The following is a 25,713-nucleotide window of genomic DNA, read 5'->3' as shown; positions in this document are numbered from 1 at the left end:
ACAGCTCCTTGAGAAACTCGCTCGCCCTTATTGGCTCGCGTAGAAAAGCATCAGCGACCTACGCAGCTCGTCTATCACGGCGTAATGCCATACGCCTACCCCTAATAAACAAGCCAGGCTTGCAAGTAACAAGCTCCAACGCAAGGCTGTCGCCTGTCTGGCGACGGTTCCGAGCACATGCCCACGCAAGCGCTCACTGCCAAGCATGAGGCCCGTCTGTAAGCCACGCGCCATGACCATGTCGCTAAAAAACCAGAACTGCTCCCGATCGAGTAAACCCGTATCGAAGGTATCCGCCCCTGCCATGCCCGCATCAATACGAGCCAGCATGGCATTGATGTGACTGAGCTGCCATTTGGATGTCGCAGTTTTCTGCAGCACGAGTGCCGTGCGCAACTGAGTGGATTCACTATCATCGCGTCCCAGCACAATGGCCACCAGCGCCAGAAACCGTAGCGCCGCCACATAGCGATAGATTCGCCACAACGCGAAGTTTTCGAGACGTCGACGTATAGGACCGGAGGAATTTGGCAAGGACCACAATAAAAGCATGCAGCCCCCTACCAGCAATACTGCCATGAATAAGTAATGCGCCTGGATCAGTCCCGAAAAATCAATAAGCGAACGGGTAAGAGTGCCGTAATACTCCGTGGGCACGGCGGAGAAAGTGCGGGTCAGCTGCGGTACCGTGAACCACGGTATGGCGAGCATCATGCCGAATACCAAGAACACCGCCATAACCGCCGCCCACAGGGTCGTCACCAGGATTTCTGTGGTTTTTTGGGTCAGGTTAAGTACGTGAGCGAGCTCCCGGAATGTCTTGATGAGGGCCGCATTGCCAAATGACTGAGCGGTTCGTATCAGACCCAGTTCAATTTGCGGAAAACATCCGGACCATGTGGCATACAAGTCGCCTCCGGCAAGCTGATAGCCCTGCACCCAACGCCTCGATAACCTGCCCCGAACGGAAGCAGATCCATAACGCCTCGCATCCTGCTCAAATACCTCTTTTAGCGTTCGGCGCCCTTGCAGGCCATCCAGCAATGCGGAAAGGTAATCGAAGTAATCGGCGCGAACGAAAGAAAAACGAAAACAGTCAAGACGGTGCAGAACTGGACGCCATCGCGCCTCGAAATTTCGACGAAAGAATTGGCTCATGTGACGATCCTGTGCCGCTGAACTGCTGGCCGACGGACCGGTCGAAGCTCACGCAGACGCCGTTCGGTTTCAAATGCATGGAAGCGCAGTTCGATGTCGCACGGATCGATCAGGCCCTGGCTCGCCTTCAATACCGCGCAATCCAACGCAGAACGGCTAACGGTCATTTCATTGGAATATGCCGGGTCCCATGGCGATTGGGAGTCTAGGCAGGCCTGCATATCGCCCTGGCGTATGCCTTGCAGGAACTCAGGCCAAAGTTCAGGCTCAATGGCCTCAGCCACGACTGTGCGCCCTGCGTATCCGTTAAGGTCTGCCAGATGCGGTCTGGCACAACTCGCACAGCCCGCAAGGTTTCGAACTCGGAATCCCTCGATTGGATAACCGAACATCTCGTGAATCAGGCCTAGCCAGACTCTCCATTGTTTTTCCGTTCGAAAGCCCAAGCCGGCATGCCGGCTACTGTCGTACAAGCTATGAGCGGGCAGCGCGCAATCAGCACAAAGGACGGGCAGCAACGCCTGGAACACCAGCAGCTTGAGCAAACCGGGCATCGCCAGGAAATCCCGTGAGACACCTATGAAATCAGAGGCCAGCCGTTCGGGGACAAGGAGTGCGGAAGCAGCGTGGACAGTGGTGTAGATATTCACGCCGGAGCCCGCTAAATCCATGAACGCCCGCCCTGTTTCCTCGTCACGAATTTCCCCCAATAACACGTCGCTCATGGCGGAACGCTTCAACGCTCTTAACTTGGCCGCATAATTCTGATGAGCCGCAACATCGAGGTTTCTGGCAACCGTATTCTGTATGGCATGGGGAATAAGGTATTCGACGGGATCCTCTATGGTGATGACTTTGCGATGCGATGGAATACCAGCAATAAGGGAGGCCAAAGTCGTGGACTTTCCTGAACCTACGGTCCCGGCAAAGATGACTGCCCCGCCTTCGGAAAGCATCACGCGTTTGATGAGCTCTACCTGGTCATCTAAATAACCCAGCTCGCTTAGTGAAGGCAGGCGCGCCGAGGTTTCGCGCTCGAGCAGCCGCAAACATACACTCGGGCCATTGTCTGATGCCAGCGAGGCCCATCGCAACATGATGTCCCGGCCATCGACTAACCGCGTCATGCTGCCCTGTTGCTCCAGCATAGGATCGAATACGGCGCCGTTTCCGCCGACAATATCCATCCAAGCGACCGAAAGCATATCGACGAGCATGCTCGTAGGCATGCCGCGAAATCGTTCCGGAGCTACATAGCGCCCCGAAAGCGAGTATTTCACCTGCGACACGGGTTCGCGCAAGCAGACATTCAGGTGCAGGTCGCTCGCACCATTGCGCACACCCCATTCCACCAGATCCTGAAAAGCGTCCGCCAATGCCGTTTTGGATTGCGTCAACCTTACGCCGGGTTGGCTGGACAGCGATTGCGCTGTGATCTGCTGGCGCGCAATAGCCAGTAGCAGAGGGGCCGCCAGCACGTAGCGCGCCGGGTTGGCGGGCGCGTAACCCGACTTGATGATTTGTCGGGCCAGTTCGTCGGCCTGGTCACTGCCAACATGCTCGGCCAGCGCAAAAATGGCCACAGACTGGTCCATCAACAGAACCGGACAAAGGCGCGCCGCCAGTAGGTCGACATTGAACTGCTTGCTAACGGAATGTAAAAAACCGGGCGACATTGCGGCCAATTCTTCCGCACTGGAGATGACCACCGCCTGGGCGGCATCAAAACGCAGCGCTATATCGGAACGTGTGCCAACTGATCGCCCGCCTCTACCGCGCCAAACAGAAAACGTCGCCATTACTTGGCGGTCCACAAAGAAGGGTGCAGGCAGAGCGTATGCGCTTCGTCCTTGCGCTCGAGCTGTACACAGGATCCTGAAATGCCGCGCAGCAGATAAGCTGAAGAGTTGGCCTTCACCCCTACCGGCAAGGCTTGGCCTCGCATATAAACATATTGTTGAGTGCCGACGGTGACTTCGGCCAACAACTTTTTGCCGACCCCATAGATGGCCACAAGATTAAGTGACCCGCTATGCATCATACGTTCGCTGCCTGCTACGGCGGACCCGGTATTGTCTTGCTTTCGAAGAGACTTTTTAGCGTGACTCAGAGCCAATGCGGTGTCCAGGCGCATCAATTCACGCACCGACATTTGATCCCCCGATAAATCGTTAATCGCCGAAACGGACGCGCGGCAAACCGTTGGCGTGCACAGTACCAGCACGGCTAATGCGATGGCCTTAAAATACGGCCGGCTCGCTGTCGAAAGCGACGAACGATTCATTGTTGTAAGGGGAACTATCTTCGGGATGAGCTTCAATTTCATACAGCACTCCTTCAAGAGACAAGTTCAAACTGCTGCTTTTCAAGCCCGGTGTTTCAATGTTCTGAACAGTCAGGGCAACTTTGTTCCACGCCACCGATGCGGTATGTGGCAGCAGCAGGCTGCCCGAGCGCAAGGGTCCATTGACCTGCATGCGGCGCGTGAAATAATGCAAAACTTCGCGAGGCCTTAGCAATGGCTTTCCATTCGCATCAACGGGAACAGAAACTGACAGGGCTGTAGGTTTTCCAATCTGGATGTGGCCGAACGCTGGCCGGATTGCCTGCAATGCACTGAATAAATCGCGTTCATTATTTGCCGAGGTCTTAAGGTGAACAGCAGACAGCGGCGCCCCATAAAAGTCGATGTGCCACGAAGGTTGCGCGCGGTCCAAAGAGACGAAATCGACGCTCCATCCCGCCGGCACTTGCGCCAGAAATTCGCTGTTGCTGGCCTCGATACCGAGTCTTTCATAACGGGCCTGGCATTGCCATTGCCGTATCTTCATAAGGCATTCAGCCTGACGCAGATTCCACCCACTCACCCTCGTCGGTAGTTCGTAAAGGGTGTCGAGCAATACCCGTGTGCCTTGAATACCGTGTACGAAATGATTATGGGCCGACCTTTCAATAGCGTTTTGCCACGCTAACCGCGGGTCCGCGGCCTGTACGGAAGACGCGGCCACTGTGTCGCGCTGAAAAAATTGCCACACCCGCGGTATGAGCAGCACCAACAACAGCGCAAGGACAAAACACTGTACAGGCCAGGGAAGCAATGAGTTCCAGCGTCCGACTCCGAACAATTGACTATGTGCGGAGCTGGCAGCTTCGAGGGCATCGAGATCGGGCAAATCGGGAGCCTCGGGACTGCCCAGCAATACGATTTGTGGATATGCCTGGTGCAGCTCTTCAAGCACTTTCCCGGCGTCGTTCCTCGATCGGTACAAGCGATCGGTGCGGGCGATCACCGCGCCCTCGTGCACTGCGACTAGCCAGAAACCGACGCGTTCGAGGTCAAGCAGCAAAGCGATCGTTCCGGTGGCGAATAGCTGCGCCACATTTTGCGCTGCCGAATGGAAAGGCTTCTTCCGATGCTGCCGTTCGGATTTCAGTGTTACCACGCCAACCGAACCGGCGGAGTCCCCGGCAAGCACCATATGCGTCGCGCGATGCAGTCTGGCCAAGCGCAATCCAGTCCGATCGGCACGCCCACCCAGAAGCGGCAGCCATTCCAGGCCGAACACCAGGTTCGTGGAAGACAGCGGAATGATAAAGGAGCCGGCGACACCCATGTCATAGACCCTCTTCTACCTGCGCTGTGACCACCATGACCGTCGCCAGATGCTGACTCGCTGCACGATCGCTGCCGCCGAAAGCGATCGGTACCCCGGGATTCAGACGTCTTCCGTCGCTTTCGTCCTGACTGCGGTCAAAGCCGGAAATAAGCAGTGGCTGGCCAGGTTGCAAGACCACCTGTTGCACGGTACCGTTGCCGTCGATGGTTACCTGCTGAAGTTGCAAGGGGTTGTCTTTATCGCCAAAGGTGACGGTTTTCAAAGGCTGAGCCACGGTGTTGTCATAAGCGACCGACAGGAGAATTTGTCCATTATCTTGCGCATCCGGCACCAGCGTAATCAAGGAGCCGACGGTTTCCTCTCGTTGGCTGACAGACACCGAAGGTAACGCCAAGCCGGTTCCACTGGCGAGGGCTGTGGTCTGTACTTTGTCGATATACGAGAAGGTTGTACGCACGGCATGCGTCACAGGCCGCCTGTTTAAGGTCAGTACGGGCATGCTGCTACGACGTACAACCTGCCCGACTTGACTCAACGCCTTGATGACCGCATCGGAGCCCTGGAAGGAGCCTTGATTCAAGCCCAGGCTCAGGCTACCCGCATCGACAAGGCTGGAACCGGGCATCGCCATGTTTGCCGCCAGCTTCGCGCTCGAGAACACCAAATTCCAGTCGAGCCCTGCTTCTGCGCTATCGTTGAGAACGACTGTCAACTCTTCGAACACTAAGCGGACACGACGCGTCAGGGCACGGTTCTCGTGGTCAAGGTAGCGGCCAATCCGCTGCAACACGTCCGGGGTATCAGTGACCACAATGGAAGAACTGGCTCCCGCCTCGGCGACCAGAACACCGGCGCGCGAAAGAAAGGGCTCGATGCGGGCGCGTACTACGTCTAGAAGATCCTGTGAACTACTGCTTAGACTGGTCTTAGAGGTACTGATGAAGCCTTCAGACTTGTTGCTTCCCCCCAGTCCGAGCGACGCTTCAGCGCTCGCGTTCAATGTTAATGCGCGTATGTTGAACACGCGAGTTTCGGTCCGATAAAATTCGATCCGGTCGTTATGGTAGCGCCACATGACGCCGAGCCTGGCGCTGACTTGATCGAGGATCCGGGCCAGAGGCTCCGGCCCACCGCCCAATGTGACAGAGGTTGGCGCAACAATCGAGGCAGGGCCATGCCCCGATGCGCCCAGACGAGGCGAGAACTGCTCTAGAGGCAACAATGCGTCGGGCGCCACGTGTACCGGAATATGCGTCACCGATGTAATCCGCTGTGCCAGGCGCGCGAGGTCCATGGGCCCATCGGAAAACATCAAGGTCGTATTGACGTTGGCGCGCAATGCTAACGGCAGGGTAAGTTCGCGCGCCAATGGTTGGGCGCGTCCGGCAAGCCACGGACGAGCGACGTCTTGCGCTGCCCTTCTGGTTTCGACACTGCCTGCAGACCGATAGAACCCATCATGCCGGGCGCTGATGATCGAGCGGGCGTCGGTGATCGATGCCGCAATCTTCTGCATCTTCTCGCCTAAGGCGCAGCCCGATGCCTGCATACACAGCGCAATCACCAACAAACCCCGCCGTAAGCTAATCATGACGTTCCCGCCCCGCTAACAGTGCGATCACATTGCTGGGCGTAAGGTACGATGCGCAATACGCGATTCGAATAGAAGCAAGGCTGTAATGGGCGGTCGGCCAATTCCGTTGAGGCCACGAGTTCTTGCACGGCCAATTTAAAGCCCGGTTCAAAGGTGGCAGATCCGACGATAGGGATATCCGCATCGACCGCCCAGTGCTCGGGCTCGAAAGTCCATCCCGCAGAGCGAGCCCATCGCGTAAGGGCGGATCGTAAATTTAGGTCTTGCGGACTGACGGCATAATTCTGTGAGCTGCTATCCGGGATTGACAGCTCAAAGCTTGGGGAGGTCAGCGAGGATGCTGACGGGGCTTCCAGAGCAGGCGCACCGGCTTTGCCTGGAGCTGTCGCGGATGGGATAGCGACTTCACGGGAACTGCCCATCGATGCATCGGAATCAAACAAAGCGATCTTCGCCTCGTCGGTGGGCGCGGGCACCTCTAGTAAAGGTGCGGGCTGCGCCGCAGTTATAGCCGCGGCGGGGACGGTGGTGGAGTCAACGGCGGGATTGTTGAGCTGTTCAACCAGGGTTTTAAGATGCCCCCCGCGAAGAATCAGCTTCGGCCAGATTCCTTGCAAGACCATATAAGGCCCCTCGCGCTTGTAGCTTAAAGGGCGATCGCCCGCCGAAGTGTGCTCGAAAACTGCGGGTAGCGGCTGTTCAGGAAGAAATTGCAGCCAGGTTCGGCGTCCGTCGTCGAATACTTGCAGGGGCGCCACACCTCGATCACCCGATAATCTCCACGCAAAACTGAAATGTACTGAGGAGCTTGCGACTTGCCGAGTGGTTGCCGGAATGAGCAGCGACAGGTCGGGCATGCCCGAACACGCCGACAACAATCCGGAAAATACGGAAACGAAAAGCATTCTGAACATTTTCCCCACCTGACACAAAGAAGATCACGCGCTATTGGAACGTTATCGCTATCTTGCTTATGACCAGCAGGTGTTGCCAGACTGACTTTTACGCATAGAGACTTTTATCGCCTCCGTAAAAGAACAACTTATTTAGATATTTCAGTACCTTGAGAGCGGAATTGAAGGTCCGGAAACACACAACCCCGTGGGCTGAATTTGCCCACGGGGTTGTGTGTTTTTAAAACCAGAGATGTGCGTAATATCAGGCCATCAACGCTGACGCATGATTTGCTGGGCTTCGGTAGACGCCGACTTCAAGGCGGTAACAGCGGGCTGCTTGCCGTTGAACGCGCCATCCAGCTTCTGCTGGAACATCGCCTTGATTTGGGGGTAGTTGTTGACGCGGAAGCCCCGAGCCGTAACACCGGGATTGCCAGCATACGTTTGCACCAAATCTTGCCAGTCACCCAGTTTCTTGTAATAACCCTTATCGGTCTGGTCAAATGCTTGCTTGGTCAGCGGCAAAAATCCGGTGTTTTGATACCAACGAGATGCCTGTTTTGGTTGGCTGAGCCATGACAAGAACTCCACACTTGCGGAATCGCTTTCCTTGGATTGCCCAGCGATCGCCCATAGTGCCGAGCCCCCTACAAATGGATTGCCGGGCTTTTGCGTCACTTCAGGGTAATACGGCAGGCCGCTGACGGCAAAATCAAGCTTCTTGACATCGTTGAACCACCCCATATTGCTGGAGGTTGACATCAAAACGGCGCATTCACCTTTAGCAAAACGTTGCGCTGCCACCTTGTCGTGCTCTGGTTTGACCAATAGTTCGGTACGCACCCAACTGATCATCATGGACAGGTGACGTATGTACATGGAATCGAAACTAAAAGCTGGGCTAGCCTTCGCTTTCAGGCCGTTATCATCGCTGGTATAAGGCTGTTTGTTTACCGCAGCGAGGTTTTCAAGATTGACCGACACCGTCTGATCGCTGGTCAAAGGGCAGTTTCGGGAACCATTATTGGCCAGGATGACCAACTGATCCTGCAAACCTTTCCAGGAACGCTGTGGCACGGCGGGATTAATTCCCGCCTTTTTGAACGCATCAATGTTGTAGAACATCACCGGTACGTCGACCATGAAAGGAAAAGCGAGCAGACGCCCTTTCGTGTCGCGCATAAAGGTATTGGAATCGGACAAGAACCACTTCGTGTCCTTGATGGGATATTTGGCAATCAGCGCATGGAGCGGCTGAATGTAAGAGCGAGACGCGATGGCGTCCGGAGCGCGAGAGTCATCTAATTGAACCAGATGAGGTTTGTCATCGCGCTTCTTGGCTTGTTCCAGTGCCGCTTCGACTTGCTCAGGCGTGTCGAAAGCCTTAAGCACCACCTTTACCTCTTTTTGGTCTTTGTTGAAGTTCTTGACGAGATCCTCGAATGCCGCTTTGTTATAAGGATTAAGCGAATGCCAGACCCGAATGTCGGTGGCGGCCGTGGCGGCCATCGACGACACCAGCAACGAACCGGCGCTTAACCATGCAAGGCGGCGCCCGGAACCGAGCGCGCCCAAAAGCCAATGTTGTTTCATATAACAGTTAACCTAGAAAAGGAAATTCGGGTTCGGGTTTGCGGCCTGAAATTAGGTCTGCCAGAGCGCGGCCGGAGCCTACGCCCATGGTCCAGCCTAAAGTGCCGTGCCCGGTATTAAGGTACAAGTTTTGAATACGTGTGCGACCAATCAACGGAACGTTAGAAGGCGTTGCGGGACGCAGACCTGACCAGAAGCGTACATTATCAAAATCGAGAGCCATTGGAAACATTTCCCGGGCAAGTCGGGTCATATTATCGCAACGGATTGTATTAAGAGCCCGCGAGTAACCGGATAGTTCCGCAGTACCTGCCATGCGTAGCTGATTCCCAAGACGGGAATACACCATTTTACGAGCACTGTCCGTCAAACTGACCATAGGCGCCGCTTCGGCGTCAAGAATATCGAACGTTGCCGAATACCCTTTAGCGGGATAAACATTGCACGGCACACCCAAGGGGGTTACAAAGCCAGGCGTAAAAGATCCAAGCGCCGCCACATAGGCGTCGGCATGGATGGTTTCGTATAGCCCGGCGGAATTGATGACTTCCGCAGCCTGAATGCGGCCGCCGACAGATATCAATCGACTAAGCTGGGTAGAAAACCGGAACTCCACGCCCCTGTTCCGGGCATGTTCAGCCAGCGCAGTAGCGAACAGGTAGATATCTCCTGTTTCATCTTCAGCCGTAAAGTCGCCTCCGACGATGCTCGCACGTAGATGTTTCAGTGCGGGCTCCAACTGGATAATTTCGTCTGTCGTGACAATGCGCCGGTCGACGCCATAGTCCCGCATGATGCCGGCCATCTTCTGCGAGTTTTCAAATTCGACGGGGTCGCGATAAAAATTCAGAATGCCCCGTTCAAGATGGTTATATTGAATACCCAGGTCCAGGCGCATCTCTCTAAGGGTTCGACGACTGTATTCCGACAACCTGACCATGGCTCGTATGTTGTGTGCCACGCGACTTGGCAAACACTCGCGCAGGAACATCAGGCCCCACCACCATTGACGCGGGTCCAGCCGGGGCCGGAACAGAATTGGGGCATCATGCTTGAATAGCCAACGCGCAAGCTTGAGCGGGGCCTGCGGGTTAGCCCACGGTTCTGAATAAGACACCGAAATCTGGCCGCCATTGGCACGGCTGGTTTCCTGGGCCGGCCCGCTTCCACGATCGACCACCACGACCTCATGTCCGGCTTGACTCAGCCACCATGCTGTCGAAATGCCGATAATGCCGCTACCCAATACCGCTATTTTCATAGATCCCGCCTTTAACGCTAATGGAAGGAAGAGCCGCGATGTAGTCCCTTCCAGGCTGACCGGCTGCCGGCCCCATCGGGAAAACTATACGACATCGGCCTCGGTGGTAAATGCGTCGGCAAAGAAATCGTCCTCAGGCAGACCGCTCAGGCGCGTGAAGTCCTTGCGCGCGCTATCTACCATGATCGGGGCGCCGCAAGCATACACCTGATAACCTGATAAATCAGGAATATCTTGTAGCACGGCTTGATGCACGAAACCCGTGCGGCCGGTCCAGTTATCCTCGGGTAAAGCATCTGAAACCACGGGAACATAACTGAAATTAGGCAAGGTATTCGCCCATTCCAGAGCCTTATCATGCATATACAGATCGGCCGGCCTGCGCCCACCCCAATACAATACGGCCTTGCGTTGATTATCGTGGGCGATCATACGCTCGACTATGGCTTTTATGGGAGCAAAGCCGGTACCGCTGGCCAGAAACACAATAGGCTTGTCGTTGTCTTCGCGCAAAAAGAAAGATCCGAAAGGCCCTTCAACGCGAAGAATTTCGCGAACTTTCATCTTGGTTGCGCCCGTTCCGAACACGTGGTCGGTAAAGATGCCGCCCGGCATATGACGCACGTGCAGCTCGATAAGGTTATTCTCCACCGGCGGATTAGCCATCGAATAACTGCGCCGCCGTCCATCTTTCAAGATAAATTCCAGATACTGTCCGGCATAGTAACGAAAGGGGTCGGTGGCGGGCAGCTGCAATTTAATCACCATGACGTCGCTTCCGTATTGCTCGAGCTCCATGACTCGCGACGGCATTTTTCGGATCTGTATATCGCTGGCCATTCGAATCTCGTGAGCCTCGATCAGCAGATCAGAGGTAGGCCGGGCTTGGCAAAACAGCGTATAGCCTTGTGCGAGCTCCTCTGGCGAAAGTATCTGCGCCGGGCTGGCCCCCGCCTCGTACGACCCCGAAACGACCTTTCCCTTGCAAGTGGAACAGGCGCCATTGCGGCAACTGTAGGGCAATACGATACCCGCGGCTAGCGCAGCGTCGAGCACGGACTGTCCATTCTCGACTGGAAATTCGTGATTACTGGGGTGAACTGTGACCTTAAAACTCATAACGCCTGACAATAAAAAAAAGTAAAAGGGAACTCACCATTCTAAGCGTAAGGGTGTTCGCTTTGTGAGCCCTATGAAATCCCTGAGCCGTCCAGCGGCTTATTCCATTTCTAGATCAAACGTGCACTTTGTCGGCTACGCTTGCCTTACGCCAGCAATGTCTGCGTTTCACCTTCGCGTTCATGTTAGACCTAGAAACGGAATGACTATGCGGGCAAAAGTGTAGGTTGCTTGATCTTGATCGACAAGACCTTCCCCTTGCGCGCCCGTTTACCCATGTACTGGGCCAGGGCCTCGAGATCCAAACTTTCGACAATCTCCTTGTTGCGATATATTCCACTGGCCAAGATACCTGCCGGCCCGACCGGTACCCATTGCGAAATAAAGTCACCGTCGTCCAATCCCATCAGAATGGTACCGCGCCCTCCGCCAGACAAGCTTTTTAACTCTGCCAAATCCACCACCAGGAAGCGCCCCTTCTTAGAAAGGATGGCCAGGCACTGATCGGTGCCCCGCAATAACGACGGCTTCAACAATATGTCGCCCTTCTCAAGCGTGACAAACTGCTTGCCCGACCGTTGCCGCGTGGTCAAATCCTTAAGGGTGGTGACAAAACCATAACCCGCCTGCGTCCCCAGCACATACCGCTGGCTTGCAGGGCCGGCAATCATATGAGTAATCCGGGTGCCATGCTCCATGTCTATCATTGACGTGACTGGCTGGCCGTCGCCGCGCGCCGAAGGCAGGCTTGATACCGCCACGGTATACACTCGGCCACTACTGGAAAACGCAACCAGCTCGTCGGTGCTGCGGCACTCTATCGCGTCGTAGAGGGCATCGCCCGATTTGAAACTAAACTGTGCGGCATCGTGCCCATGGCCTTGACGTGAGCGCAACCAGCCCTTTTGTGAAATGATCACGGTCACTGGCTCTTCAATTACCCGGCTCTCCAGCACAGCACGTTCAGCCACCTCGATCAACGTACGGCGGTCGTCGCCATATTGCTTCGCATCGGCTTCGATTTCTTTTATCATCAGACGCTTGAAAGCGTTCGGGTTGTCCAGCAGCTCTTGCAGCGCCTCTTGTTCCTCTTTCTGACTGGCCAGCTCTTTCTCGATTTTGAATCCTTCCAGACGCGCCAATTGGCGCAGCCGCATTTCCAGAATGTCTTCCGCCTGCCGTTCTGATAGGTCAAAACGCTGCATCAATGCCGCGCGCGGCTCGTCCGATTCCCGAATCGTCTGAATGACTTCATCTACATTCAAATACACGACCATCCGGCCTTCCAGCACGTGGATACGGTCAGTGACTTTATCGAGGCGGAACTGCGTGCGCCGCGTAATCGTGTGAGCACGGAAGCCGAGCCATTCGACCAGAACCTGCCGTAAAGCACGCTGGCCTGGGCGGCCATCGGTTCCTATGCAGACCAAATTGAATGAAACACTGCTTTCCATACTGGTTTGGGCCAGCAGCGTATTGACGAATTCGTTGCGGTCGATACGACTGCTCTTGGGTTCAAACACCAGGCGTATTGAGGCTTGCTTTCCTGATTCGTCCCGAACCGTATCGAGCAAGCCCAATATCAATGCCTTCGTTTGCTGCTGCTCGGTCGTCAGACCCTTCTTACCAGCCTTGACCTTGGGGTTAGTGCGGTCTTCGATTTCTTCGAGAATTTTCTGCGAAGAGGTGCCGGGCGGCAGCTCCGTGATCACCAACTGCCATTGCCCGCGAGCCAGCTCTTCGAACTCCCAGCGCGCGCGCGCCTTAATCGAGCCTCGACCTGTGCTGTATATGTGCGCAATATCGGAACTTGAAGAGATGATCTGTCCGCCGCCGGCAAAGTCGGGACCGGGAACTAGCGTATAAAGCTCTTCGTCGGCCAGTTTCGGATTTTTGATCAGGGCGACACATGCATTCGCTACTTCACGCAGATTATGTGACGGGATCTCGGTGGCCATGCCCACGGCAATACCCGACGCGCCATTCAACAGCATCACGGGTAATCGGGCTGGCAACAGCAGCGGCTCTTTCTGGCTACCGTCATAATTGGGCGCGAAGTCGACCGTGCCCTCGTCCAGCTCATCGAGCAGGATGCGCGCAAACGGCGTCAACCTGGCCTCGGTATAACGCATGGCGGCCGCGTTGTCGCCGTCGCGTGACCCGAAGTTTCCCTGGCCATCCACCAGGGGATATCGCAGTGTGAAATCTTGTGCCATGCGTACCATGGCGTCATAGGCCGCTTGGTCGCCATGGGGATGATATTTGCCGAGTACGTCGCCTACAACGCGTGCTGATTTGACCGGTTTGGCGCCTGGTCCCAAGCCCATTGCCTGCATGGCATAAAGGATGCGGCGCTGAACTGGCTTTTGCCCATCGGTGACTTCGGGCAAAGCGCGCCCTCTGACGACGGAAACCGCGTAGTCAAGATAAGCCTGCTCGGCATAATGCGCGAGCGTAATACTGTCGCCGTTCGGTACTTCATCGAACAAGCCTGTTTGTGTACTGTCCATTGTTATCTCTGTGTGAGTTTAAACGTCGACCTCGGCCAGATTGCCTTTTTCTTCGAGCCAGATTCGCCGTTGCGCCGATTCGCCCTTGCCCATTAGCATGTCGAACATCTGCGTCGTTGCTGCCATGCCGAACTCGCCATAGCCGATCGGCATCAGGCGTCGGGTATCGGGATTCATGGTCGTATCCCACAGTTGCTCGGCACTCATTTCGCCCAAGCCCTTAAAGCGGCTGATCGCCCAAGACGCCTCACGCACGCCTTCTTTGCGCAACTTGTCCTGTACCGCTTCAAGCTCGCCCTGATCCAGGCAGTAAACCTTCCTTGCGGGCCGCTTCCCAGCCGCTGGAACATCGACTCGAAACAGCGGCGGACGAGCCACATATATATGGCCCGCCTCCACCAGCCGGGGAAAATGTCTGAAGAAGAGAGTCAGCAACAAGACTTGAATATGCGATCCGTCGACGTCAGCATCAGAGAGAATGCAGACTCGTCCATAGCGCAGCCCGGATAGATCGGCAGCATCGTCAGGGCCATGAGGATCGACTCCGATGGCGACCGCGATGTCGTGAATTTCATTGTTGGCAAACAAACGGTCACGATCCACTTCCCAGGAGTTCAACACCTTTCCGCGTAGAGGCAGGACCGCCTGAAAACCCTTGTCGCGGCCCATCTTGGCCGAACCGCCGGCGGAATCCCCTTCAACCAGGAACACTTCCGTGCGGGACGTATCGCTGGACTCGCAATCGGTAAGCTTACCTGGCAATACCGCGACACCCGAGCTTTTGCGCTTCTCCACCTTTTGCGATGAACGCGCCCGCGCTTGTGCTTGGCGTATGGCACTTTCGGCCAGTTTCTTCCCGTACTCGACATTGGCATGCAACCATAGGTCGAGCGCATTTTTGGAAAAACCGCTAACTAGCCGCACCGCATCGCGGCTATTCAGACGTTCCTTGATCTGGCCCTGGAACTGTGGGTCCAGCACCTTGGCTGAAAGCACAAAGCTGGCTCGTGCGAAAACGTCTTCAGGCAAGAGCTTGACGCCCTTCGGTACCAGACTATGGAGTTCAGCGAATGACTTGACAGCGTTGAATAACCCATCGCGCAGCCCAGCCTCGTGAGTCCCCCCCGCAGTCGTGGAGATCAGGTTCACGTAAGACTCGCGTACCACCGGACCATCGACCGTCCAGATGACGACCCATTGCGCACCCTCGCCCGGCGCAAACGCCTCGTCATCGTCGGCCGCGTATTGCTTGCCTTCAAAGACCGGAATAATTTTTTCTGAATCGCCCAATGCCTCTTCCAGATAGCCGCGCACACCATCGTGGTATTGCCACTCGCGGATATCGCCGGTTTTCTCGATGAGAAGCGTGACTTTCACGCCATTCAACAACACCGCCTTACTGCGCAGCGCATGTACCAGCTCGGCCATCGGTATCGCCGGTGAATCAAAGTACTTGGGATCAGGCCACACGCGAACCCGCGTGCCGGTCTTTCTGCGAGCGACAGGCTCGAGCTCGTGCAAGGGCTCGACCACTTCGCCACCAGCGAACACAAGTTCATGGGTTTTGCTATCCCGCCAGATTCGAACCTCGAGTCGCGTTGACAGAGCGTTGGTAACGGATACCCCTACACCATGCAGACCACCTGAGAACGCGTAGGCGCCGCCGTCTTTTTTATCGAACTTGCCCCCCGCATGCAGCCGGGTAAATACAAGCTCAACCACCGGAGCAAGCTCTTCAGGATGCATCCCGGTGGGAATGCCGCGGCCATCATCCTCGATGGACACGCTGCCATCGGTATGCATGGTGACTTTTATCTCTTGCACGAAGCCGGCCAAGGCTTCATCTGCGGCGTTATCGATAACTTCTTGAAGGATATGAAGCGGGTTGTCGGTCCGGGTATACATGCCCGGCCTTTGCCTTACAGGTTCCAAGCCCTTCAGTACTCGGATAGATGCTTCGTCGTAGCGTGGTGTAGCCAATTTATTCTCAAATTTTCTGTGAGGAAAGCTGTATTTTACGGAGTATGCACGTTAGCGGGGTTCATACGGCTGTGGCACGCAAATGAAAACCCCGATGTGCGCGTTGGGGCGGTCGGTGGTATGCTTGTAAAAAATGGGCTGTAAGCCCCCCGGCACTTACTAGAATACATGGTCTTGCTGCCGAACCTTCTCATCGAATTTTCCAGATCTTAATCATCCTCTTTTTCTTTCTATCATGAGCGAATCTATCAAACACGTGAGCGACGCCTCGTTCGAGGCCGACGTCATCAATTCAGACGTTCCGGTTCTGGTCGACTATTGGGCAGCCTGGTGCGGCCCTTGCAAGATGATTGCACCATTCCTCGACGAGGCCGCCAGCCAGTACGAGGGCCGTGTTATCATAGCCAAGGTCAACGTCGACGAAAACCCCGAAACAGCCGCCAAGTTCGGCATTCGCGGTATCCCCACCCTGATGTTGTTCAAAGATGGCAAGGCAACCGCCACGAAAGTGGGCGCACTGTCCAAGTCGCAACTAAACACGTTTTTAGACGAATCACTGTAAATCGGTAGTTTTCGCGCGAGCCCATTCTAGGCTCGCCACCACTTTGCAAATACCCTCCCCCTCTCTCACATGCACCTCACCGAATTAAAAGCACAGCACGTTTCGAAACTTCTCGAAATGGCCGCCGCACTTGATATTGACAACGCCAGCCGCCTGCGTAAGCAAGAGCTCATGTTTGCCATCATGAAACGGCATGCCAAACAAGGCGAACAAATTTTTGGCGACGGCGTCCTGGAAGTATTGCCCGACGGTTTTGGTTTCTTGCGCTCGCCTGAAACTTCCTATCTGGCCAGCACTGACGACATCTACATTTCTCCGTCACAAATCCGGCGCTTTAATTTACATACCGGTGATTCCATCGAGGGCGAGGTTCGTACTCCCAAAGATGGTGAACGCTATTTCGCTCTTGTCAAAGTCGACAAGGTCAATGGAATGCAGCCCGAAGCGATCAAACATCGCATCATGTTTGAAAACCTTACGCCGCTGCACCCGGACGAAGTCATGATCCTCGAGCGCGATATTAAAAGCGAAGAGAACATCACCGGTCGGATCATGGACATCTTCGCCCCTGTCGGCAAAGGCCAGCGAGCTCTGATCGTCGCCAGTCCGAAATCAGGCAAGACGGTAATCATGCAGCATATCGCTCATGCCATTAGCGCGAATTACCCCGACGCCGTCATGATCGTTCTGTTGGTAGACGAGCGCCCCGAAGAAGTGACCGAAATGCAGCGGACGGTCCGCGGCGAGGTGGTTGCCTCGACGTTCGACGAACCCGCTACACGTCACGTGCAAGTGGCCGAAATGGTCATCGAGAAAGCGAAGCGCCTGGTCGAGCTCAAGAAAGACGTTGTCATTTTGCTTGATTCGATTACACGCCTGGCCCGCGCCTACAACACGGTGGTCCCGGCATCAGGCAAAGTCTTGACCGGCGGTGTAGATGCCAATGCGCTACAACGTCCGAAACGATTTTTCGGTGCGGCGCGTAACGTCGAAGAAGGCGGATCGCTGACCATTATTGGTACGGCTCTGGTAGAAACAGGCAGCCGAATGGACGAAGTGATTTACGAAGAGTTCAAGGGCACAGGCAATTCGGAAGTTCACCTGGAACGCCGTCTGGCCGAGAAGCGCGTATATCCCGCCATCAATCTGAACAAATCAGGCACGCGCCGCGAAGAATTGCTCATCAAACCTGAGCTCTTGCAAAAAATTTGGGTGCTCCGCAAATTTATACATGACATGGACGAAATCGAAGCGATGGAGTTTATTTTGGACAAGATTCGCGCCACCAAAACAAATTCCGAATTTTTCGACATGATGAAAAAATAACAAATGAAGCTACCTACACTTGAACAGTTTATTGCCCATTTAAGTGCCCGCGATCCGCATCAACCGGAATTCATGCAGGCAGTCAAAGAAGTCATGAACAGCCTGTGGCCGTTCATTGAAAAGAATCCGCGCTATGCACAGCATGGTCTGCTCCAGCGCATCGTCGAACCGGAACGTATCATCCAGTTTCGAATTTCGTGGGTCGACGATCGAGGGCAAGTCCAAACCAACCGCGGTTATCGGATACAACACAGCTCAAGCATCGGACCCTTCAAGGGCGGCATGCGTTTTCACCCCTCGGTGAACTTGTCCATCCTGAAGTTCCTGGCTTTCGAGCAAACGTTTAAAAATGCACTGACAACGCTGCCTATGGGCGGCGGTAAAGGCGGCTCCGACTTCGATCCTAAAGGCAAGTCCGACGGCGAAGTCATGAGATTTTGCCAGGCGCTTATCGTAGAGCTTTATCGCCACCTGGGACCCGACACCGATGTACCTGCCGGCGATATCGGCGTTGGCGCTCGCGAAGTCGGTTACATGAACGGCATGATGAAAAAGCTGTCCAATTCGGCCGCAAGTGTATTCACCGGCAAGGGCCTTACCTTTGGCGGCAGTCTCATCCGTCCTGAAGCGACCGGCTATGGCGCCGTCTATTTTGCTGAAGAAATGCTCAAGCACGCGAACCAGTCCATTGAAGGTCTGACGGTGTCGGTATCGGGCTCAGGCAACGTCGCCCAATACGCCATCGAAAAATGCATGCAATTGGGCGCCAAGGTTGTCACGGTCAGCGACTCGCATGGCGCAGTCATCGATAAAGCCGGTTTCACTCCGGAGAAACTCGCGGCACTTATTGACCTGAAAACGCAACAACGCGGCCGGGTCGAAGATTACGCCAAGCAGTTTAATCTGGTCTACGAGGCCGGAAAGCGTCCATGGCACGTACCGGTCGACGTCGCACTTCCCTGCGCGACCCAGAACGAGCTTGAACTTGAAGACGCACAAACACTGATTAAAAATGGTGTGCGCTGCGTTGCCGAAGGCGCAAACATGCCTACTAGCTTGAAGGCGGTTGATGCCTTCATTGGCGCCAATATCTTGTACGCGCCCGGTAAAGCGAGCAATGCCGGCGGCGTTGCCGTATCGGGACTTGAAATGGCCCAGAACTCACAGCGCTTCCACTGGACTCGTGACCAGGTAGATACAAAGCTGCACGCTATCATGCGCGACATTCACGAAAACTGCGTACGACATGGCACTGAAGGTAAATCAGTGAACTATGTAAATGGTGCCAACATTGCCGGTTTCGCTAAAGTTGCCGATGCCATGCTGAACCAGGGCGTCTACTAAGTATCTGGTTACACACGCCCGATACCCTGCGAAGCTGGCTGCATGCCGCCTTCGCAGGGTTTTTTTTCGCTCGCCACCCTACTTGCAGGGATTCGTTGCCATCGTATCTTGACACCAGCCTCAAGGCGCGATCGGCGGCGGTTTACCTGTGGTCGTACCCCGGCCGCTGTCGCCCGAAGAAGCAGGCGGAGCAGCAACCTCCTTGATATTGGGGTCGTCCCAGTTTCCATTAATGCGGTACTCAACCGTCATTGCCCTTGCCAGGGGTCCTTGTAACAGCCACTGCGTAAGGAACGCGCCCACTCCCACGATAGGATTAATCGCGATCCCGGCGGCAATAGCCGCTCCGCTAACATCCAGATTGGGCACAACGACCGCCTGCAGATCCAACTTTTCGTTAATCAAATTCACATCGCCTCCCATCACAATGGTCGCAACCGGGCCCACCACGCGATAGTCGCTGGTGCTCATGACGCCGCTATTCAGATTCAGCGTGCCTCGAAACTTGTCGTAGGGAAAACCTTCTTTTGTGAGCCCTGCGGGATTGAAATCCAGACGTGCAAGCCTTTGCATCGATTGCAGCGAGATCAATTCAAGCAGACGCGACGAACGCGAATTCAAATTGCTGAAACGACCCTTTTCCAGGTCGAACTCCACTTTTCCATTCAGGTCGGATTTGCTGAAATCCCACGGCATGTTGTGCCATTCGAACTGGCCGCGGACGCTGCCCTTGCCGCCCTTCATCATATCCCTCATGCCGATCTGGTCCAGATAGGCACCTAAATCACCGATTTGGGCGACGGCGTCCAGGGTGAGCCCTCGGTTTTTACCCTCCAGGCGCCACATTCCCGCGCCGGCAAGGCTGGCTGAGGGGCTTACCAGCTTTAATTCCTCAAGCTTCCATAATTCACCGCGCGCCTGGTTGATACCCACCACCGAAAGCTCGCCGACTTCGCGTCCGTATAAGCGAAAATTTTTGACGCGCAAGTTGACCGCAGGAATATCCAGATCGTCGTCAATACGAAGACTGTTTTCTTTTGCATCATCGCTTGACGTCCCATGGACTCTGTCGCGCCCCAGCGCCAGGCGATCAAAATTGGCATCAATGCGGCCCGCAACTTTGCCTTTGGCCTCGCGCCAGAAGAGCGTTCCGGCGGTTTGCGACGAGCTCACGTCGACTCGCCACTGCTCAATGCGCGGCTGGCGTGCCGTAAAGGTCAGCTGGTCGAGTCTAAGGCCGTACACCCGAGCCTCTCGGGATTGCAAGCGAAGCTGTCGGATATCCGGCAATAAAGGTCGTTCCCGACGAGCTGTTGCTTTGGTTAGCGAAGTGGAAAACTCGGTAATTACCTGCTCCCAGCTATCGACGTCGATGTTCGGATAACGGATATCCAGATTGATCCCTTCAGCCAGAAGCTCAGGCTTCTGATTTACACCAACGGCCACCGCATGAAAGTAAGCCCGGTCGCGGCGATTTTCGCTGTGCAGAAGCGTTGCATTCATTTCCTTACCTAAGGCAAGCGTTAACGCCATGTTCTTGCCGTCGGAATGCCGCTGCCACTCGGCATGCATCGGCATGGCTTCATTCGCCGACTTGCCTAGCGGCGCTGGGAATTTCAAGCCTAAACCAATAAGGTTGGAGTCCAAGGTCACCGACAGCGTCCGGGCCTTGCTGCGTTGCAAAACCATCTTATAAGGCACAACACCCTGCAAACGCTTCATGCCTTCAAGGCCAACATATTCCGTCAAGGCTTGTGCCGATGCACGGCCCTCCAGTTGCAAACCTTTGAGGCCTGCCCCTATGCCACCGGCCAACGAGACTGGCCCGCCCAGGAAAACCGCTTTCAATCCAGCAGTGCTCATTCCCGTATCCGTGAAATCGAGCACTCCGGCGACATTAGTAAGCAAGGGCATTTCCGGCGATAGGCGCAAGCTACTGTCTGAAAACCGAATGGCGCCTTTTACCGTGGTATCGCGACTATTCAGCAAAGGAATGGTCAAAGCCAGCGGTACCTCCCAATGGCCGTCCGCCGTGGCTTCATTAAACGTGCCATCAAGCATGCCACCCAAAGGAGAGTGTTTCATCAGGGCCAGGTATGCCTCGCCTTGCGCAGCGGTCAGACCTTCCACACTAAGGACGGAGTTGTCCTCGATATTAGGGATGTGGGCAGTGACATCTTTTAATTGAATGGGTAGACCAGAGGTGGGCCACATGACTGCCCGTTCCGCGACTAAGCGCAGATCCGCCCGCTGTAGTTCGACCCTGCCCTGCATCTCCGTCAGGCGCGGCCATCCTTTGACCTTTCCCTCGTCAGGAAGATAATCAATAACCCCACCGGTGAACCTGCCCGAGACCCGGAAATTCCCCTTGGAAGGATCCTGCGCAAACGGAAAGTGCTCAAGATCGCCGTTCAGCGTGACGTCGACGTCCTCGAGCTGACCATCCAACAGTCCCGTCGCCATCCATTCTCGAGCATCGAGATTAACCAAATTTGGCATATAGTCGTCTATTGCCGTAATGAGCGCCCGCTTGAATCGCCCGCGTATATCTACAAGCCCAGTGCTGCCCGGCGCACCCTGCTGCCAGCTGCCGGCGAGCGTGGCCTTCATATCGTCGTTATCCAGATTCAATTGCGAAGCCTCGACCCTGAGCGTAGCACCTGGCAACTTACGAATCGTGCCCTGACCGCCGATCCTGCTGAAGTCGATGGGGTGCTCGAACATATCGCTGTCGACCAAGTCGAGCTTGCGTGCCTGAAGGTGAAACTCGACCGTCGGCGTAGATGTCGAGGTCCCCTCCTTTGCCTGCTGGGGAAAAGCCGGTTCTGTTTCAGGCATAAAAATGTCTTTGAAGGCATCCCAGGGTCCGGCCATAAACAAGCGCAGATACTCTGCCTGGACGTAAGCCTCTTCACCCAGTTCCCATCGTCCTTGCTCGACGCGGACATCGGAAGTCAACTGACCGGCTTGTCCGTTCCCTATCGTTAACCACCACTTTGCCGAGACTTCGCCTGATTCCAGTTGTTGAGGGAGATCGACCCACCGACTCCAGCCCAAAGGACGCATCTGGGCGACATGAGCGTAAATAAGGCCGTTACCGTTTTCGATGGAAAATGGCTGCGACACGGACGCCGATGCCTGTTGGAAATTTCCTCGCACGTCTAGTGTCTGACCCAATTCAGGTGAAAGGGCGGCCACTAACGAAAAGGCGTGACTCATGCCGCTATTTTGCAGGGATACCGTCACCGCATTCAGAATCAATGGCGTGGTGCTTCGCTTTTCATCTATCCAGTGTATCGTCGCGTCGCGCACGACGATCTGTCGTTGCGTCGCGAGCCAGGCCAACACCTCGTCGTGCTGACCGGTCTGTTGCTGCTCGAGTGAGTCGACATCGAACGACTGGCCAGCCACCCACAGTCGCTGCCGACGGTCGCGCCGAACGCTGATGTCGATATCACTTGCCTCAAGAGAGACGAATTGCGGACTCTGCGAAAAGAGGCTCCTCCAGCTCAATACAGCTCTGACCTGCGGCAGGTTCATTACCTTGCGTTGTCGCTTATCGGTAATGCTGACGTCGATAAAGGCCAGGCGGGGATGGAGCCCTTTCCAGTCGGCCGTAACTTTACCCAGCGTGATGTTGGTCTTCAGAGCACTGGACAGCTGCTGCGCTATATAAGGACGCCATTCATCGATATTGGGCAACACCCAATATCGAAGACCTAAAAAAAGCCCTGCCAACAAAAAATAGACGACTATCGCTATCGTACAGAGCAGCTTTAGGAATGCGGAAGAGATTCGAAACACAGATTGAGTTAGCCAGTACAGTAGTAATTGCAGTATCTTCTCGAGGGGCGGGCTGAATACTTCAGGTGTCGAGTTATTCAGCTATTCTCGAGTCTTGTACCCGGTTTTTCGCTTTTCGTCTTCCTGTTTCGAAGCCTTGGTCCTTTCTAGTAAGCCATATGTCCTCAGCCATTATATTAGAGCCCGCCCTACGCTGGTCTGGCGCTTTGCGCCGCAAGCTCGTAGCCAACGCCCCGTTTGGGACTTGGTTGGCAGACTCCGCCACCCACGCGGTTACACGTCAAAGCGTTCTGCTGTGGTTTGAAGAGCTACGACAAAATAATTCGGATGCGCCCCTTTCCTTACCCGAGGTACGTCGCATCTTGCGGCAATTGCGTTCCCGCGTCTTCTATACCTTGATGGTGCGTGACATCAATGGGGTTGCCCCGTTACCGGAAGTGATAGCCGCCATGTCCGCCCTGGCGGATCTGGCCGTAGCGCAAGCGTACAAAAGCGTCGCCGTCAGCCTGGCCGAGATCCATGGCGTGCCCATCGACCACAATACGGGCCGACCTCAAGAGCTTCTGATTCTGGGTATGGGCAAATTGGGCGGCAAAGAGCTGAACGTATCCTCGGACATAGATTTGATCATGTTGTATGGCGAAGAAGGGGAAACGACGGGTAAGCGAAAAATCAGCCATCACGAGTTCTATGGCCGGGTCACACAACGGATGATGCCGGTGCTCTCGGAAATGGACGCCGACGGCCAGGTTTTCCGGACTGACTTGCGATTGCGCCCAGATGGAGATTCCGGCCCTCTCGCCTGGAGCCTGGATGCACTGGAGAACTATCTTGTCACACAGGGTCGAGAATGGGAACGCTATGCGTGGCTAAAAAGCCGGGTTATTCCGTGCCAGGCATTTCCTGACAGTGATTCAAGCGGCCAGCTGGAACAGTTGGAAGCCTTACGCACCCCTTTTGTCTATCGCAAGTACTTCGACTTTGATGCCCTTGCCGCGTTGCGGGCCTTGCGCGAACGCATACGTCAAGATTGGCAGCGGCGTGCTATGGCTCGGACCGGTGTGGATACCGTTCACAATATCAAGCTGGGGGACGGGGGAATACGTGAAATTGAATTCGTAGTACAACTAAGTCAACTGATACGGGGCGGCCGGATGCCGTCATTGCAACAAAGGGCTTTGCTTTCGGCGCTGTACAAGCAGAAACAGGCAGGCGTAATTGCCTCCGACGTAGCCGATAACCTCGAGACCGCTTATTGTTTCCTGCGCCGTGTCGAACATTTGCTGCAGTATCGCGAAGACGAACAGACACACTTGCTGCCGCGCGATAATGACCTGCGCAACGGGCTGGCGCAAGCCATGGGTATGCCATTAGCGCATTTTGAAGCTCGGCTGTCCTCGCACCGCGCTTTTGTCGAGAAAACCTTTCGAGATGCATTCCGCATTGCCGGCATGGGCGGCGACGCGGACAATGCCGCTTGCGAAACCGATGACGTGCCGGACGCTTCGTGCAATCTGGTCGAACATATTAATTTGCACCTTGGCGACAAAGCACCCGCTATCTGCCAAAGGGTGGATGCATTGCTCGACAGTCACCGCATTCGCAGCCTGCCGGAAACGAGCCGCAGGCGCGTTGAAACGTTACTGCCGGCCATCGTCAGCATGGCTGCCACTACCGACCATCCCGACCAGACCGCCATCCGGCTCCTGACCTTGGTGGAAAATATAGCGCAGCGCAGCGCCTACCTTGCCTTGCTGGCGGAGTATCCCGACACGTTGGCGCGCGTCTCGCGCATCGTCAGCGCCAGTCCATGGGCCTCGCAGTACTTAAGCCGCTTTCCGCTGCTGCTGGATAGTCTGATCGAATGGCACTCTTTGATGGAACCGCCTGACTTTGGACAGATCGCGCAACAACTGCATAGCGAACTTGACGCGTGCATGCTACCCGATGGGCAGCCAGACATCGAGCAGCAGATGAATATCATGCGTGACACCCAACATCAAATTACCTTTCAGCTGCTCGCTCAAGACTTGGAAGGGGTATTGACGGTCGAACATTTGGCGGACCGCCTTTCAGCTTTGGCCGATATGCTTCTGACCGAGACCATCTATCGGGTGTGGCCGCTGGTGCAAGGAAAAAACAAGCGCGTCGACCTGGCTCCGCCGCACTTTGCCATCATCGCTTACGGCAAACTCGGCGGCAAGGAAATCGGTTATGCCTCCGACCTTGACCTGGTGTTTCTTTATGACGACCCCAGCGACGACGACGCCAGCGAAATTTATGCCAAGCTGGGACGGCGGATGTCTTCCTGGTTATCGACCATGACCTCGTCGGGCCGCCTGTATGAAATCGACCTGCGCTTGCGCCCAGACGGGGACGCCGGTCTGTTGGCCGTATCGGTTGACGCCTTCGCTCAATACCAGACGACTCATGCATGGCCCTGGGAACATCAGGCCATTACACGCGCCCGGTTCGTGGCCGGCGACATTGAAATTGGCAACCGCTTCGAAAAGATCCGTCAACAAGTTCTACTGCTGCCACGCGATCCCGAAACGTTCAAGGACGACGTCAGAAGCATGCGGGAAAGGATCAGTGCCGGGCATCCCAATCGCACGTCGGAATTTGATCTGAAGCACGACCGCGGTGGCATGGTCGATGTAGAATTCGTGACGCAGTACCTGGTTCTGTGTCACGCCCGTCAGTTTCCCGTACTGCTTGGCAACTTTGGCAATATTGCCCTGCTACGATTGGCTGCGGAGGCCGGTTTAATACCCTCCGACCTCGCGTCCAGAGTCGGAAACGCCTATCGCGAGCTTCGTAAACGGCAACACGCCCTGCGGCTTGAAGGTGCCGAAAAAGCGCGTGTTCCCAGTGATCAGCTGGATTCGGAACGGGCTGCCGTCCGGGAACTTTGGAATACCGTGATAGGCGACTAAAATAGGGTTAATT

16 protein-coding genes are annotated in these 25,713 nt (G+C 55.3%); 4 read left to right on the top strand and 12 right to left on the bottom strand.

Annotated elements, in window-relative coordinates; genetic code table 11:
• Positions 1-27: 27 nt before the first annotated feature.
• The 11 genes from EKL30_RS15300 to EKL30_RS15250 form a co-directional block, all read right to left on the bottom strand.
• Positions 28-1,158 (bottom strand): general secretion pathway protein, encoded by a 1,131-nt coding sequence (locus tag EKL30_RS15300; RefSeq protein WP_126708116.1) that lies wholly within the window; start codon positions 1,156-1,158, stop codon positions 28-30.
• On the bottom strand, positions 1,155-2,957 hold the full coding sequence (locus EKL30_RS15295) for an ATPase, T2SS/T4P/T4SS family (RefSeq protein ID WP_126708115.1): 1,803 nt from the start codon (positions 2,955-2,957) through the stop codon (positions 1,155-1,157). Before EKL30_RS15295 ends, EKL30_RS15300 begins: the two co-directional genes overlap by 4 nt.
• A complete protein-coding gene (locus EKL30_RS15290; RefSeq protein ID WP_126708114.1) occupies positions 2,957-3,310 on the bottom strand; it encodes a hypothetical protein in 354 nt (117 codons plus the stop codon). Before EKL30_RS15290 ends, EKL30_RS15295 begins: the two co-directional genes overlap by 1 nt.
• 88 nt (positions 3,311-3,398) lie before the next feature.
• A complete protein-coding gene (locus EKL30_RS15285) occupies positions 3,399-4,772 on the bottom strand; it encodes a hypothetical protein (RefSeq protein WP_126708113.1) in 1,374 nt (457 codons plus the stop codon).
• Position 4,773: 1 nt separating this feature from the next.
• Positions 4,774-6,366 carry a hypothetical protein gene (locus EKL30_RS15280; RefSeq protein WP_126708112.1) on the bottom strand — a complete coding sequence of 531 codons (1,593 nt, stop codon included), beginning with the start codon at positions 6,364-6,366 and terminating at the stop codon, positions 4,774-4,776.
• Complete coding sequence (locus EKL30_RS18865) at positions 6,363-7,283, bottom strand: TcpQ domain-containing protein (protein ID WP_158618430.1); 921 nt, start codon at positions 7,281-7,283, stop codon at positions 6,363-6,365. The genes EKL30_RS15280 and EKL30_RS18865 overlap by 4 nt, the downstream gene beginning before the upstream one ends.
• Before the next feature lie 252 nt (positions 7,284-7,535).
• Complete coding sequence (locus tag EKL30_RS15270; protein ID WP_126708111.1) at positions 7,536-8,858, bottom strand: extracellular solute-binding protein; 1,323 nt, start codon at positions 8,856-8,858, stop codon at positions 7,536-7,538.
• A 7-nt stretch (positions 8,859-8,865) separates the two neighbouring features.
• A complete protein-coding gene (locus EKL30_RS15265) occupies positions 8,866-10,119 on the bottom strand; it encodes a D-amino acid dehydrogenase (RefSeq protein WP_126708110.1) in 1,254 nt (417 codons plus the stop codon).
• An 84-nt stretch (positions 10,120-10,203) separates the two neighbouring features.
• Positions 10,204-11,238 carry a CDP-6-deoxy-delta-3,4-glucoseen reductase gene (locus EKL30_RS15260; protein WP_126708109.1) on the bottom strand — a complete coding sequence of 345 codons (1,035 nt, stop codon included), beginning with the start codon at positions 11,236-11,238 and terminating at the stop codon, positions 10,204-10,206.
• Positions 11,239-11,444: 206 nt separating this feature from the next.
• A complete protein-coding gene (parC, locus tag EKL30_RS15255) occupies positions 11,445-13,748 on the bottom strand; it encodes a DNA topoisomerase IV subunit A (RefSeq protein ID WP_126708108.1) in 2,304 nt (767 codons plus the stop codon).
• 18 nt (positions 13,749-13,766) lie between these two features.
• Positions 13,767-15,728, bottom strand: coding sequence for a DNA topoisomerase IV subunit B (locus EKL30_RS15250; protein ID WP_126708107.1), 1,962 nt, complete (start codon positions 15,726-15,728; stop codon positions 13,767-13,769).
• Between the two features lie 235 nt (positions 15,729-15,963).
• Here EKL30_RS15250 and trxA point away from each other — a divergent pair, with 235 nt between their 5' ends.
• The 3 genes from trxA (at position 15,964) to gdhA (ending at position 18,960) form a co-directional block, all read left to right on the top strand.
• Positions 15,964-16,290: a thioredoxin TrxA gene (gene trxA / locus EKL30_RS15245; RefSeq protein WP_126708106.1), complete on the top strand. Its 327-nt coding sequence runs from the start codon at positions 15,964-15,966 to the stop codon at positions 16,288-16,290.
• 69 nt (positions 16,291-16,359) lie between these two features.
• A complete protein-coding gene (gene rho, locus EKL30_RS15240; RefSeq protein ID WP_126708105.1) occupies positions 16,360-17,616 on the top strand; it encodes a transcription termination factor Rho in 1,257 nt (418 codons plus the stop codon).
• Between the two features lie 3 nt (positions 17,617-17,619).
• Positions 17,620-18,960, top strand: coding sequence for an NADP-specific glutamate dehydrogenase (gdhA, locus tag EKL30_RS15235; RefSeq protein ID WP_126708104.1), 1,341 nt, complete (start codon positions 17,620-17,622; stop codon positions 18,958-18,960).
• 120 nt (positions 18,961-19,080) lie between these two features.
• Here gdhA and EKL30_RS15230 read toward each other — a convergent pair whose 3' ends face one another.
• Positions 19,081-22,665, bottom strand: a complete 3,585-nt coding sequence (locus EKL30_RS15230; protein ID WP_126708103.1) for a YhdP family protein — start codon at positions 22,663-22,665, stop codon at positions 19,081-19,083.
• Between the two features lie 257 nt (positions 22,666-22,922).
• On the opposite strand from EKL30_RS15230, the gene glnE reads away from it, so the two are divergent.
• A complete protein-coding gene (gene glnE / locus EKL30_RS15225; protein WP_126708102.1) occupies positions 22,923-25,700 on the top strand; it encodes a bifunctional [glutamate--ammonia ligase]-adenylyl-L-tyrosine phosphorylase/[glutamate--ammonia-ligase] adenylyltransferase in 2,778 nt (925 codons plus the stop codon).
• The last annotated feature ends 13 nt before the right edge of the window (positions 25,701-25,713 follow it).

The organism is Candidimonas sp. SYP-B2681 (genome assembly GCF_003971065.1).
GTDB lineage: Bacteria > Pseudomonadota > Gammaproteobacteria > Burkholderiales > Burkholderiaceae_B > Pollutimonas.
Note: the sequence above shows the minus strand (reverse complement) of the source record. Positions and strands in the feature narration are given on the sequence as shown.